Consider the following 13,340-nt stretch of genomic DNA (forward strand, 5'->3'; position numbering starts at 1 on the left):
GTAGGAAAAATGTAGAGAAATCGGGTGTGGAGAATCGGGTAATCGGGTGCTAATCCATCCGATGGAACGCGGTCAGATAGGGCTGAAACTCGTCCCAACGCTGCTCGACCTGGCGATAGCAGTCTGCCGGAGAAATCGCCAAGTGCTGAAGCAGGTTGATATCGACCGTGCCGTTGTTCTCGATCAGCAGCACGATGGATTGGGTCGGGTCATGCTGGGCGATCGCCTCCATCAGCAGGGCGATCGCCGCTTCGTCCAGAAAGTCTGGCTGGATTGACCGATCTTCCGCTGCCAGCGATCGCAGAAACTCTGGCACCGCTGCCTGAGCAATAAACTGCGCCGAAAAGGGAACCGTTGTGATACTCCAATCCACCGTGTGGGGCTGGGCGATCGCCACTCGACAGGCCAGCAGCCCACGCCCTTGGCTGATATAGCCATGCCAAGCCCGATAGCCCAGCGCCAGCATATTTTGGTGAATAAACAAGTTTTGCCAGTAGCCCAAAAGGCCCTGCCAAACACAATCCTTTGCATTCATGCCGCTTCTCGTCAAACACTCAAAAAGGTCAAATAATTGATCACGCCTGATCGCACCTACGCAGTTTTCAGAGGGTGCATCCCAGTTATGCAAATTCGCCCTCATCCCCCAACCCCTTCTCCCAAAACGGGAGAAGGGGGGCTGGATTCAAAGTCCCTCTCCCGCTCTGGGAGAGGGATTTAGGGTGAGGGTTACAAAAGTGGGATGCACTCGTTTTCAGATGCAATCTCCACGCGATTTTGTAAGGTTATTTTGAGAATTTCTCACATCCGATTCAGCTAATAACATTCGACTAATAACAGAGGACTAATCAACTGTAAAGAATCCTCAAAATCGGGGATTCTATAACAGCGATAAAACCTCAAATTAGCCAATCAGAAACCTAACCAACAGATGTGCAAATCCGCAAAATTTCGCTGCAAAGCCTCACTGCTGCGGTCGCACCAGACAGAGCATTACTTGAAGCCTTCTTTTCCCACGGCTCATCAGCTAGACGAGATTTTAGAAAAGAAGTTTCAAGCGTATTTCTGAGGCAATTTTGAATCGCTAGATCATCAAGAAAAAGCTCAGCCAATTGGGTCAGCAGTCGAGGGATCTAGCCACCCTATTTGCTGAAGATTTGCTGAAGACGCAAATCCCAGCGATGCGAAAACATTGACATGCAAATCATGCCCATGCTGAAGCTCTAATCGGTGAAATGCTGAGCTGACCGCCGAACTAAAGGAGTCTGGCAGTTTTCTTTGATCCCCGTGGTCAAACATCTGGAGAAAATTCCAGCAAATCTGCCGCGTTTGGTTCAGATATTTCAAAGGATCGAGCAGCCTGAAAGGAGTAAAACGAAGTGGGCGATCGCCCCGGATCGCGTCCCAAAAAAATTAAACTTGAAACCATCTATGCCTCGCAGATGAATCATCAGGTGGTGCTATCGGCGGGCATCCTGACTCAGAGGCGACGCGCTCAGACTAAAGAACTGACAAATCTGCCTTGCCCAAGAACCTGGCAAACAGAGGGTCAAGCGTCCCGTGCGGTTGCGCTCATCACAGTTGCGGGACAGCGTCGGATTTGCACCGAACTTTCCCCCTTGCGTCTGGTGGCTGATCCCCACCAGAACCGAAGCAGAGCAGCGGACAGAACATGGTTCCTTGAAACAGACCGATGGAAACAGAGCGATGGCATCTATCTGACAGGCAATCCATCCAGAATGCATCGAGGAAACACGGCTTTGCGCCAACTCCACCCTTGAGCATAGCATGGTTCAGCCACGACGGAACGCTAGGGATAGTGCTTCGAGGGCATTCTAAAGGTGTTCTAAAGGTGTTCTAAAGGTGTTCTAAAGACGTTCTAAAGGTGTTCTAAAGACGTTCCAACAAAAGAGGCGTTTTACAGCAAGCATCTTACAGTAGGCATTCCTTAAAAATGTCCTAAGCGTCAATCAGTTCGGCTAGCTCCAGCCAGCGCTCTGTGGCGGCATCGATTTCGGTCGTCAGGCTGGCCAGCTTTTCTGTCAACTGCTGCATTTCCGTAAAGTCAGCAGGCGGCTGATCATAAAGCTGCTGTTCTAGCGCATCCCGTTCCGCTTCTAAGGCGGGAATTTTCGCCTCCAGGGTTTCATATTCGCGCTTTTCTTTGAAAGACAGCTTGCGTGGCTTGGTGGCGCTGCTAGAGGAATTGACCGTGCTTGCGGACTCAGAAGTTGTAGGCTTCGCGGCTACTTTGGGAGCAGATTTGGGCGCTTCGGCGGTGGCTTCCTGCTTTTGCCGCTCCAGGTATTCCAGATAGGTGGTGTAGTTGCCGGGATATTGACGAATCGTGCCGCCCGGTTCTAGCGCGAAAATTACGTCCACCACGCGATCGAGAAAGTAGCGATCGTGCGAAACGGCGATCGCACATCCGTTGAAATCCTCCAGGTACTCCTCCAGCACTGCCAGCGTTTGCACGTCCAGGTCGTTGGTCGGCTCGTCCAAAATCAGCACATTGGGCGCACCCATCAGCACCTTCAGCAAAAATAGCCTGCGCTTTTCGCCACCGGAGAGCTTGTTAATGGGTGCATACTGCTGGTTGGGTGAAAACAGGAAGCGCTCCAGCATTTGCGACGCAGTGATGACGCTGCCATCCGCTGTTTTCACCAGTTCCGCCACGCCTTTCAGGTAATCTATCACCCGCTGATTTTCGTTGATTTCCAGGTCTTCGGAGTGCTGATCGAAATAGCCGATGTGGATCGTGGAGCCAATGTCCACCGTGCCACTATCCGGCGACACGCGCCCGGTGATGATATTCATCAGGGTAGATTTGCCCGCGCCGTTGCCGCCAATGATGCCGATCCGATCTTCCGGGTTGAAGCTGTGGGTAAAGTCTTTGATCAGCACCCGGTCGCCGTAGGCCTTAGAAATATTCGTGAGTTCGATGACCTTTTTGCCGATGCGACGGCCGGCGGTGGTGATATCGACCTTGCCCTGGGCCTGTTTGAATTCCTGCGCCTGCATGTCCTGAATCCGCTGGATGCGGGCTTTTTGCTTGGTGCTGCGGGCTTTGGGGCCGCGCTTCAGCCACTCCAGCTCGCGCCGCAAGACTCCGGCATGTTTGCGCTGGCTGCTGGCGGCCGATTCTTCGGCTTCGGCCTTTTTGGTCAGGTAGTAGCTGTAGTTGCCCGCGTAGGCGTAGAGGTCGCCCCGATCGATTTCCAAGATGCGATTGGTGACGCGATCGAGAAAGTAGCGATCGTGCGTAATCAGCAAAATCGCGCCGCGAAAGCGCTGGAGATAATCCTGGAGCCATTCCACCGAGAGCGCGTCGAGATGGTTGGTGGGTTCGTCGATCAGCAGCGCGTCGGGGTCGGAGAGCAGAGCAGTGGCGATCGCAATTCTGCGGCGATATCCACCCGACAGGTCGCCCACCCGCGCCTCAAAGTCCTGAATGCCCAGCTTACTGAGGATCACCTTAGCCTGGGTTTCTAGCTCCCAGGCGTTGGCCATTTCGATTTTCTGCGACACACTGGAGAGTTTCGCCATTAGCACGTCGGGGTCGCCGTGTCCGTGCGCTAGCTTGTCCGACAAATCTTCATACTCGCGCACCAGCGCCATCTGTTCGCCACAGTCTGCAAACACCTGCTCCAGCACCGTGCGATTCTCATCCACGGCGGGCTGCTGCGGCAGGTATACCACCTTTGCGCCGGAGTTGCGCCAGATCTCGCCGCCGTCTGCTGGTTCCAGCCCCGCCAGCATTTTCAGCAGAGTAGACTTGCCCGACCCGTTGGTACCGATCAGCCCTACCTTGTCGCCTTCCTCCAAGCTAAAGCTGGCATCCCGGAGAATTTCCTTGATGCCGAAGTCTTTGCGGAGCGATCGCACATTGAAGATAGCCATCTTGGGAATCCGAGAGTGGGGTCAGCAGGGATTTTGTTTTAACGCACCGGGAAAGTTGCGCTAGGGTTAGAGGCAGTCTGGTTTATGATAGCTGTTTGCTTGCTCCGTCTGGATTCGTGAGCCTGGATTTGTGAGTCTGCGTCTGTGAATCTGCGTTTGTGAATCGTTATTTGTAAATCGTTATTTGTGAATCGTTTTACGAGTCGCCGCGATATGAGCCGCCGCGTGAGAAGTATTGGGAAAAGTCGCCGTCCGGTGCAGTCTGCGCCGATGCCCTCGGCTGTGCAGCCAATCATCGAGCCGCCCCAGAAATCGCCGGAGTCGGGCGATCGCCCTTCTGGGTCGTCTGCGCTGCCCTGGGAAAGTACGCCAGTCGATACCTGGGCGATGGAGGCGCGGATGTTGCGCTGGCTGACGTTTTTGTGGCTGGGTCTGGGGCTGGCGGTGCTGTTTTCTGCCTCCTACGCGATCGCCGATACCGAGCATGGCAACGGGCTTTATTATATTCAGCGCCAGGTTTTGTATGGGTGCATTGGGCTGCTGGGCTTTAGCCTGTTGGTCAGTACGCCGCTGCGGTTTGTGCTGGGCATGGCGGATCTGCTGATGCTGATCTGCTTGGGGCTGATTCTTCTAACCCTGGTTCCCGGATTTGGTACAACGGTCAACGGCGCGAGTCGCTGGCTGGCGATCGGGCCATTGCCGATTTTGCAGCCATCGGAATTGATCAAGCCATTTCTGGTGTTGCAAGGGGCGCGGATTTTTGGGCGATGGGATCGGCTATCGTGGCGGGTGCGGTTTACCTGGCTGGGCATTTTCATGCTGCTGCTGGCCAGCATCTTGCTCCAGCCCAACCTGAGTACGACGGCGCTGTGCGGAATGCTGCTGTGGCTGATGGCGCTGGCGGCTGGGCTGCCCTGGCGATACCTGGGTGGCACGGCGATCGCCGGGCTGAGTGCCGCCGTTCTCAGCGTCAGCCTGCGCGACTATCAGCGCGATCGCATCGTGTCGTTTCTCAATCCCTGGGCAGACCCCGCCCAAAACGGCTACCAGTTGATTCAGAGCTTGCTGGCTGTCGGCTCTGGCGGCCTCACGGGCACGGGCTTCGGGCTGTCGCAGCAAAAGCTGTTTTACCTGCCGATTCACTACACCGACTTTATCTTTGCGGTCTATGCCGAGGAATTTGGGTTTTTGGGCGGGCTATTGCTGCTGCTGCTGCTGGGTTCCTTCGCGGCACTGGGGCTGCGGGTGGCGCTAAAGGCCAAAAGCCCAATTCATCAACTAGTGGCGATCGGCGTGGTGGTGCTGCTGGTGGGGCAATCGCTGCTGAATATTGGCGTGGCCACGGGAGCGCTGCCCACCACCGGGCTACCGTTCCCCTTCTTTAGCTATGGCGGCAGTTCCGTCATCGCCAGCCTAGTGTCGGCGGCGCTGCTGGTGCGGGTGGCACGGGAAAGCAGCAGCGCTGCGGTGGTGTCGCTGGGCCAGGGGCGCAGGTTTGGGGGCGATCGCTCGTCACTACAACCCATCCCAAAGCGCAAACGAAAACCGCTCTGACGCTTTATCAACAGAAATTTCCTGTCTCTCTAAATATCTGTGTGAGATATCTGTATGAGATATCCGTGTGAGATACCTGTGTGAGATACCTGTGTGAGGCTATCCTGCGATTACCTGCTGCCCATAGGCATTGCTCTGGATCAAACCATCCGGCGATCGCGCTTCGTGTCAAATCCATGCCGCTTGGACGAGTTGCACCGCCGACACAGCACTTGCAGGTTGCTCAGGTCGTTTGCCCCACCCTGCGCCAGCGGAATGATGTGATCAACCGTCAGTTCTGCCTGGTGTGGCCCCGCGCCGCAGTGGTTGCATTGATGGCGATCGCGCTCCATCACATACCGCCGCACCTCCGACGGAATCCGTATCCGTGGCGTTTTGTCCATATATCGTCTCGCTCAAATTGTCTGACGAACTTCGTCTAGTGGATACTCAACTGCTACCTCATCAGCAGTTTCTTTATGCCCAAAATCCTTTTCACTGATGTTTTCTTCGTCCTCATCATCTTCTGGACAAAACTCAAAGCAGATTCTAACCTTGCCCTTTCTCCAGGTCTTGCCCGGAACTAACACTTCACATTCTAATCCTTCAAAAAGCCATGCATCGCCTCTCCCAAAATAAGTCTTCATCCCTTCATAGGCTTCAGCTATCTTGAAAGTTTTAACAGAGATAAAGGGAAAGTTTGAGTCCGCAAGGGAGACTACAGAGTGTTGATCCAAATGGATGGGTGTAGAATTTTGACTCATGAATACCTCAAGGAAATCGAGACTTTAGCAGTGCATCTCCTCACGACGAAGCTCATCGAGCGGAAAAGATAATTCGCCTTCTTCAGATAGCTCTTTGCTCTCTTCAGGCTCATCAGGGCAAAACTCAATGCTTACTCGAATTTTCAGCCGACCCTTCTGCCATTCACTAGAACCAAGCTTGAGAATCTCACACTCAACCCCTTGATCGAACCAAGAGCCAGAAGCATCACGGGAATCTATGTTCATCTCGGAGGCAAGCTTGTCACAAAAAGCCAGTTGGCTAGCGCACAAAGCCTGCCGCACTTGCAGTGAGGTTCAATTTGGATAGTGAAACTCCTCGCGGCGAATCTCATCTAGTGGAAAAGAGGACTCTATATCTTCATGTTCCACATCATTTGCTTGCAACTCGTCTGGGCAAAACTCAACAGAGACGCGAATCCGAATCTTCCCAGTCCTCCATTGGCTTTCGCCAAGCTTTAGAACCTCACAAGCAATACCTTCGCCAAACCAACAAGTATCCACTTCTCTGCTTGGTGCTACGAAGGTCTGGATTCTTTTCTTTTCTAAGAAACTGCAAACATGGTGTTCGAGATTCAAATCCTCTTCAAACAACTCTTGCATCCCGCTCCGAAAGCGACCAAGCTTCATCATGGATGGTGGCAAAGGTTCTTGAGATTCTGAGGGATGAAATAAAAGAATATCCTCGTTGCTGAAATCGGATAGAAACTCGTGGTTTGACATAGATACTCCTAGCATTTCAAAGATCGACATCTAGTGTGCCCGAAAGGGCGATCGCCCTATCCCGCAAGCAGGCAGGGAACCCGATCGCCCGTTGAGAACGACCGGGTTTCCCAAGGTGCTGAAATTAGGCGATCGCCCCTTCTTCTACTGTCGCGATTTCCGGTGTTTCCAGCGTCTCGGCGGGTTCCTCGGCGGGCAAAATGACCAGATCTGCCTCGCTAATACTGGGCAACGCCTTGCGATCAAGCTGCATGGTTTCTAGATGCTGATTGAACGTGGCGATCGCCTCGTTGTAGGCAGTGATGTGCTGCTCCAGGTCTGCCTTTTGGCGATCGAGCTGGCGGATTTTTTCCTCGGCTTCCTTTTCCAGCACGCGGGCCAGATAGGCGCGGGCCGCGTCGTATTGCTGGAGGATGTGGTCTGCCTGCTGCTGGGCGCTGGGCAGCAGGTGCGTATTCAGCGTTTGGTTAATCGTCTGGCGGAAGGTACGGGTGATGGTGTCCTTCACCTTTTGCTCAAAGTCGAGCTTGAGCAGTTGGCGAATCGCGGGTTCCGCCTCGATCATGGTCTGGTAGTCGTAGCCGCGACAGGCCTGTTGCAGCGTTTGCCGCAGTTGCCAGATGGAGCAAGTGCCCTCGGTGTAGAACTCTGGACGTTCCCGCACGTAGCGATCGCACTCCGTCTTGGCCTCGTTTTCCAGCGCCAGAGTCGCCTGGTCGCGCAGTCGGCGCAGGGCCTGCTCGATGCCGCCGTCGTTGCCCAGCAGTCGATACAAATCGCGGTAATAGTCCTGCTGGCGCACCCGGTCGATCAGCCGCTGAAAGAAGCGCCCCATCAGGTCTTGCGACGATTCCACCAGCACTTCTTCTAGCCCGTTTGCCAGGTAGTAGAATGCCTCTGCCAGAATGCCCGACAGGGGCACGACGGAATTGCGCTTGTGGCTGGCTTGCGCCTGACGATGCACCTGGCTGACGGAAAAGGTTTGCAGCAGTTCGTCCAAGCGGCTGACCATGCGGGCTTTGAGGCGTTTGAAATCGTCTTCAAAGGCAGTGTTGAGGCTGCTGGCAACGGCTTCATTCACCGAAGCTTCGATATCCTGCTGAAAGGCTTCGCCAACGCGCTTCAGGTCGTGGCTGAGCTGGCGCAATTCCATTGCCTTGATGCCCTCTAGGTCGCGGGGCTGGCTGCCGATATGCTGCCATGCGTCCAGATAGGCTTTGCGGAGGGCGATGCAGAGGGGCTGCAAGTCGTCTGCTAGCGTAGCGAGGAGTTGGGGACGCTTCTCTTCGGTCAGATAGCGCGTGATGGCGTTGCGAAAGGTTTCAATCCCGCTATCGTGAATCAACTGCTCAATCAGCGATCGCCCCTGTTCGTTCAGGATTCGCACGTAGTTTTCATTGGGCGATTCATAGCTCCGCACGTCAATGCGAAAGCGATCGGCAGGCAGTTTGCCAGAGTTGGCGCAGTAGCGGTTGAATTCATTCACGAATTGCGGCGTGTCTTCAATTTCCCCGCTGATGCGAATGCTGTCGGCAAAGAGGGAATCCAATCCGTAGCGATCGCCCGCGCTGGTGTGGCGAATCTGGCTGCCATAGAACCCCAAAAGGGCGCTGGTGCGATAGATCCGGTTGGTGTCCTGAAACTGCTCCTGCACGAGGCGATCGAGCCGCTGGCGAAGCTGCGTGTTGTACCAGGTTTCGTCAATCCGGTTGAACACATAAAAGACGCGATCGCGCACGCCAGGATTACTGCGGGTCGTCTCCAGCAGTTCCGTTTCTTCGCTAGTCATGTCGCCCGCAGCAGCAGGCTTCAGCACGCACACCACGGCGGATGTATCGGGATTTTCGATCTTGCGGTAGGTCAGTTCCGCATCGCGCTTTACGGGCGCATCGATTCCCGGCGTGTCCACCAGCACGTTTCCGTCTTGCAGCAGCGGATGATGGCAGTAGTATTCAATCCGCTTGAGGACGGCGCTATTGGCTCCCCGGCGGGCGTAGGCGGCGGCTTCCTGGAGCGTGGCAAACTGGAACTGCTCCATCGAATAGGTCTGGTTTTGCGTCGGGTGGATGCGATCGCCATTGGCGACAAACCCTTCCAGTAGGTAATTCAGCGCACTGGCCTGCTTAGCCCGTTCCGACTTGCTCTCGCCGCCTTCGGTGGCAATCACGTCGCGGCACAGCCCTTGCAGCAGGCTGACCACATCGGGCTGGCGAATGTCTGCCGGAGCCGTCACGCCTAGCCGCTGGCACAGCGCCGCTGCCTGTTCGCGGATTTCTGCCTCGCTCATGAAGGTCAGCACGACGCGCTCCTGGCCCGCTTCGGCGTAGGCAATCCGGCATTCCGTTCCGGTCGCGTGACCTTCGGCGCTATAGAGCAATTCGCGCTCCAGCAGCGCGTTGATCAGCATGGATTTTCCGGCGCTGAAGGCTCCTGCAAAGACGATTTCAAACGTAGGGGCGATCGCCTTTGCCAGCGACGCTTCGGCCTGAGTCGTGTCGAGGTGCGATCGCAGCGCTGGCTCTTGGCGCAGCAGTTCCATCAAACGAGTAACCGGGACTTGTAGCGATTGGCCCTGGGGTGAAGGAGCAGTCATAGCTGTGACAATCCAGTAATTGGTACATAGGTGGATTCCAACGACAGGATTCCCATTTCGCAACGCTTCGCAACCCGATCAGTTCGGATTGCCACACTTCGGAAATCACGGTGTTTGCCAGAAAATCTTAGGTCTTACACAGTTGGAGGATGTCTCACAGACGCAGCCCGCGAGACATCCTCCAAAACCCAGAAAACTGATCGCAAGTGTGCAAGTCCTGAATCTTTAAATGCTTGAAATGTTTGAGCTGACGGCAGGAGTTGGCGGCAGGAGTTGGCGTTCAGGGCAGGGCTTGACCGTTTTGCTCTGGGGCGATCGCCAGCAGGGTTTCGGCCGCCTGCTCTGCCCATTCATCGGGACTGGGATAGGTCGCAGCCTTTTCTGCACCATAAACCACTTCCAGCGCGTGGGTGTGGACGGCTCCGGGCGAAAAGGTGACCGCCGCCATGCCAGCAGGCAGTTCCAGGGCGATCGCCTGGGTTAGCCCCTCGATGGCCCACTTGCTGGCGCAATAGGCAGCAGCGTTGGCGGCTCCCTGTCGGCCCCAGCGGGCGCTCAGGTTCACGATAATGCCCCGCTGCTGCGCCACCATTGCCGGAAGAAACGCCCGCAGCACATTGACAACTCCCTGCACGTTGACCGCCAGCGTCCGGTCAAACTCGACAGCAGGCAAGTCCCAAAAGGCGGCCATCGGCGGCGTATAGCCCGCATTATTGATCAGCAAATCTGGTGCGCCCTGCTCTAGGATCGATTCCGCCCAGGCATTTACCTGATCTGGTCGGGTTACGTCCACGCTCTGAAACAGGTGGCTCTGAAACAGGCGGCTTTGAAACGGGTCGCTCTGAAACTGATGCGGGGCGGCGTATTGCTGCTGCAACTGGGCGATCGCCCCTCCATCCAGATCACAGCCACAGACCGTATGCCCCAGCGTGATGAACCGATGCGCGAGCGATCGCCCTAACCCCTGCCCAACGCCTGTAATAGCAATTCGTCTTTGCATTCGCTCTTACGTTTCCAGAGATATCCTAAGTCTATACCGCTGCCAGACACAAAAAATCACACACAAGGCTCTAAAAAATTGGATTACCCGGTTTAATCCTGTGCTGACTTTTGTTCTATCTGTCGTTCAACCCAGTCCCTCACTGCTTGGCGAAATGTCAGGCGACCAAGATTGCGATAGGCTTCAGTCAGTGGGGGCAACTGGCGATCTCCATAGTTCGGTGAAAAACTCGTGATAAAACTCGCCATAGCCCAAGTTCAGATACTTGATCTGGGGGGCGATCGCCTCATGCAGCTTGGGGAGGTCGGCCATTGGCAGGGCAGGCTTGTAGTGGTGTTCGACGTGCCAGCAGTTGCCATTGGTCAGCCAGTCGGCAAAGCGGCTCGGTAAGATCGTGCGTGTATTAGCCATCATGTCTGTAGTATCTCGCTGACAGCCCCAGTGTTCCGGCAGTTCGATCAGCGCATGAACGGGGCCCGCAAACAGCAGCGGCACAAGCCAGAGATGAACAAACACAGGCGTTTGCAGAACAGCCGTGATCAGCCCCATGCCAAACAGCAGCAGGGCCATGACTCGATAGCCGCGCATCACGTTGGCGATCGCCCAGCGGGGTGCTGTTGTGCCTGCCGGGCCCATACTAGTCCGAATCGCGGCTTCATGACCCAATAGGGAACTCAGCAAACTGCGAGCCACCGTGCAGTAGTGACTCAGCATAGACAAGTGCAGCAAAAAGCTCAGCGGTGCGCTCAGCTTGCCAAAGTCATAGGAAAAAGATTCTTCGTCTTCGGGCGTGCCTACGGCCCGGTGATGGTAGCTGTGGGTGAGGCTGTAGCGGGTAAACTCCACCCCCATCGGTAGCCCCAGCAGGAAGCCGATCGCCCCGCCCCATTGTCGCCCAAAATGCTTCTGGTGAATCATTTCGTGAGAAAGCTCGACCCCGTGGGCAAACATCACGCCCAGCACGAATTGGAACGGTAGTTTGAATGGGAATGGGAACAGGAGGATGCAGGGGATAGTGACAGCGGCGATCGCTCCGTAAATCGCCAGCTTTTTCAGAAAGCTTGCAGTAGAAACAGATAGGGTCACGATACGTACTCCGTCGGACGAGAAGATTCAGAAGGAATCCAGAATTGAAAAGCTGAGTCGTATCAACGATGAATATGATAGGGAGCGCTTAATAAAACTTAACCTCAATTTTAGAATTAGCTAAAGCGCTTCCGATGATATCTAGAAAACATTCGGCAGGAGTTTTCTAGGAAAGTTTTAGAACACTAGGAGGGTACATCAAGAAGAATCAAGTTTTCACGCAAAAGAAGCCTGAAAAATCAGGATGTTTGTCAAGTCAGAGAAGGTGATCAGGATGAACGAGTGCAAACGAAAATGAGCAGCGATCGCACGCTAGAAGGCAAGAAATCTTCACGGGCGATCGCGGGCTAGGATTTCCAGACGCTATACGGGCTGCGCCACGGAACCGTACCGTTCTAGATCAGGCTGCAACCGCTGGAAACCCTTCATTAACTGGCCTTGATGCGTCACGGTGGCCCGCAGCAGGGCCAGGGGAAGTGCCGCCACCCAGTTATCCCCGCACCGCTTTGCAGCAACCAGCGGTGGAATCCAATCGCGCAGCATTTCGCTAAAGGCAACGGAGGCATCGTGGGGCAAGCCAGCCGATAGATTGTCCACTGCCATCACGGTGATCCCCTGTTCAGGAAATGGCTCTAGCACTGCCCGCGAGATCGGGTCATAGCCAAACACTGGCTTGTATAAATCACCCGATTGCACCGTACAGGCGACGCTGCCCGCAGGCGGATCGCAGCTCAGATCTCCAACAACTTGCAGACGATGATTGCCACGTCGCCATGCGGCTTGAAATGCGTCGTGGGGCAGAATGCGCGGATATTGCGGGGCCCAGAAGACACAATTTAGCAAGATGGATAAGTAAGGTAATAAATCGGGGATGCGGCTGCTGTAGCGCTCAGGGAAGGTTGCATACTCGGCACTGTCGAAAAGACCGTCCCCATTGCGGAGCGTGTCGGGCTTTCGCAGGGGGCACTGAAACAGCCCTGTGCGACCAGAGGCAAACAGCGCGGGCAACGCCTCCGCAGAAACGATTTGCGGCGACAGCAGTTGCAAAATCTCCATCGCGCCCTGGCCAACGTTGCCCAATCCGGCGATCGCCACCACCAGCGGATAGTCCGTCACGCCCAGCAGCGCCGGATCTTGCTGGAGGCGATCGCCCAGTGTCCGCAAATGCGCCGTTGCCTCGGCCAAATTTGCATACTCATACACAGGCTTCAGTTCTGCAAACACGCAGGGCTTGCCCAACGCCACGCAGCGCTGCCCAAAGGCCCTCAGCGTTTCAAACATGCCCGTCTGCCCGGCCGATCGCCCAAAAAATACTGTCCGCCGCCCTTCTTCATCGGTGATGCATTCGTAGTCGATCAGCGTCATGCGGCGATCGAGCAGTTGTTGCAGCAGGGGCATATTGTCGGGCTGCCCCTTGATTACATGGGCAAACACCAGATACGTTTTGCCATCCAGCAGTTGCTCTGGGTAAAGCTCTTTGACGCAACAGATAATCTCTGCCTCGGATAGATCTTCCTGAATCACGGCTCCTGCTGCTGCAAATTCAGCATCAGAGAACGCCCGCAGTTGTGCTGGCTGCACGATAAACCGAACGCGATCGCCCAACTGTTTCTTCAATCGCTGCACATCAGATGGAACCAGCGGCACTCTGGCTTCAAACTTGCGTGCTTCGTTCTCTCGACGAATGCCAATTGTTACATAGCTTGGATCAGTCATGACACCTTTT

The 13,340-nt window shown here is 55.2% G+C and carries 11 protein-coding genes and 1 riboswitch; of the genes, 1 reads left to right on the top strand and 10 read right to left on the bottom strand.

What is annotated here, in order from left to right; all coding sequences use genetic code 11:
* Positions 1–49: 49 nt before the first annotated feature.
* Positions 50–535, bottom strand: coding sequence for a hypothetical protein (locus HNI00_RS15230; RefSeq protein ID WP_316787439.1), 486 nt, complete (start codon positions 533–535; stop codon positions 50–52).
* Between the two features lie 909 nt (positions 536–1,444).
* Positions 1,445–1,665, bottom strand: a riboswitch (cobalamin riboswitch).
* A gap of 291 nt (positions 1,666–1,956) precedes the next feature.
* Positions 1,957–3,897: an ABC-F family ATP-binding cassette domain-containing protein gene (locus HNI00_RS15235; RefSeq protein WP_316787440.1), complete on the bottom strand. Its 1,941-nt coding sequence runs from the start codon at positions 3,895–3,897 to the stop codon at positions 1,957–1,959.
* 387 nt (positions 3,898–4,284) lie between these two features.
* On the opposite strand from HNI00_RS15235, the gene HNI00_RS15240 reads away from it, so the two are divergent.
* Complete coding sequence (locus tag HNI00_RS15240; protein WP_420156371.1) at positions 4,285–5,451, top strand: FtsW/RodA/SpoVE family cell cycle protein; 1,167 nt, start codon at positions 4,285–4,287, stop codon at positions 5,449–5,451.
* Between the two features lie 140 nt (positions 5,452–5,591).
* On the opposite strand, the gene HNI00_RS15245 is transcribed toward HNI00_RS15240, so the two are convergent.
* The 8 genes from HNI00_RS15245 to HNI00_RS15280 form a co-directional block, all read right to left on the bottom strand.
* Positions 5,592–5,834 carry an HNH endonuclease gene (locus HNI00_RS15245; RefSeq protein ID WP_316787442.1) on the bottom strand — a complete coding sequence of 81 codons (243 nt, stop codon included), beginning with the start codon at positions 5,832–5,834 and terminating at the stop codon, positions 5,592–5,594.
* Positions 5,835–5,846: 12 nt separating this feature from the next.
* Positions 5,847–6,194 (bottom strand): KGK domain-containing protein, encoded by a 348-nt coding sequence (locus tag HNI00_RS15250; RefSeq protein ID WP_316787443.1) that lies wholly within the window; start codon positions 6,192–6,194, stop codon positions 5,847–5,849.
* A 24-nt stretch (positions 6,195–6,218) separates the two neighbouring features.
* Complete coding sequence (locus HNI00_RS15255) at positions 6,219–6,497, bottom strand: KGK domain-containing protein (protein WP_316787444.1); 279 nt, start codon at positions 6,495–6,497, stop codon at positions 6,219–6,221.
* 12 nt (positions 6,498–6,509) lie between these two features.
* Positions 6,510–6,935, bottom strand: coding sequence for a KGK domain-containing protein (locus HNI00_RS15260; protein WP_316787445.1), 426 nt, complete (start codon positions 6,933–6,935; stop codon positions 6,510–6,512).
* A 124-nt stretch (positions 6,936–7,059) separates the two neighbouring features.
* Positions 7,060–9,528, bottom strand: a complete 2,469-nt coding sequence (locus HNI00_RS15265; RefSeq protein ID WP_316787446.1) for a dynamin family protein — start codon at positions 9,526–9,528, stop codon at positions 7,060–7,062.
* 280 nt (positions 9,529–9,808) lie between these two features.
* Complete coding sequence (locus HNI00_RS15270; RefSeq protein WP_316787447.1) at positions 9,809–10,528, bottom strand: SDR family oxidoreductase; 720 nt, start codon at positions 10,526–10,528, stop codon at positions 9,809–9,811.
* A gap of 183 nt (positions 10,529–10,711) precedes the next feature.
* Positions 10,712–11,614, bottom strand: a complete 903-nt coding sequence (locus HNI00_RS15275) for a fatty acid desaturase (RefSeq protein ID WP_316787448.1) — start codon at positions 11,612–11,614, stop codon at positions 10,712–10,714.
* A gap of 363 nt (positions 11,615–11,977) precedes the next feature.
* A complete protein-coding gene (locus HNI00_RS15280; protein WP_316787449.1) occupies positions 11,978–13,330 on the bottom strand; it encodes a Rossmann-fold NAD(P)-binding domain-containing protein in 1,353 nt (450 codons plus the stop codon).
* Positions 13,331–13,340: the final 10 nt, after the last annotated feature.

Source organism: Thermoleptolyngbya oregonensis NK1-22, assembly GCF_032705245.1.
GTDB lineage: Bacteria > Cyanobacteriota > Cyanobacteriia > Elainellales > Elainellaceae > Thermoleptolyngbya > Thermoleptolyngbya sichuanensis.

Bases quoted from the DNA above. Each gene is read 5' to 3' on its own strand.
- HNI00_RS15230 (WP_316787439.1), bottom strand. From the start codon at position 535: ATGAATGCAAAGGATTGTGTTTGGCAGGGCCTTTTGGGCTACTGGCAA.
- HNI00_RS15235 (WP_316787440.1), bottom strand. From the start codon at position 3,897: ATGGCTATCTTCAATGTGCGATCGCTCCGCAAAGACTTCGGCATCAAG.
- HNI00_RS15240 (WP_420156371.1), top strand. From the start codon at position 4,285: ATGGAGGCGCGGATGTTGCGCTGGCTGACGTTTTTGTGGCTGGGTCTG.
- HNI00_RS15245 (WP_316787442.1), bottom strand. From the start codon at position 5,834: ATGGACAAAACGCCACGGATACGGATTCCGTCGGAGGTGCGGCGGTAT.
- HNI00_RS15250 (WP_316787443.1), bottom strand. From the start codon at position 6,194: ATGAGTCAAAATTCTACACCCATCCATTTGGATCAACACTCTGTAGTC.
- HNI00_RS15260 (WP_316787445.1), bottom strand. From the start codon at position 6,935: ATGTCAAACCACGAGTTTCTATCCGATTTCAGCAACGAGGATATTCTT.
- HNI00_RS15265 (WP_316787446.1), bottom strand. From the start codon at position 9,528: ATGACTGCTCCTTCACCCCAGGGCCAATCGCTACAAGTCCCGGTTACT.
- HNI00_RS15270 (WP_316787447.1), bottom strand. From the start codon at position 10,528: ATGCAAAGACGAATTGCTATTACAGGCGTTGGGCAGGGGTTAGGGCGA.
- HNI00_RS15280 (WP_316787449.1), bottom strand. From the start codon at position 13,330: ATGACTGATCCAAGCTATGTAACAATTGGCATTCGTCGAGAGAACGAA.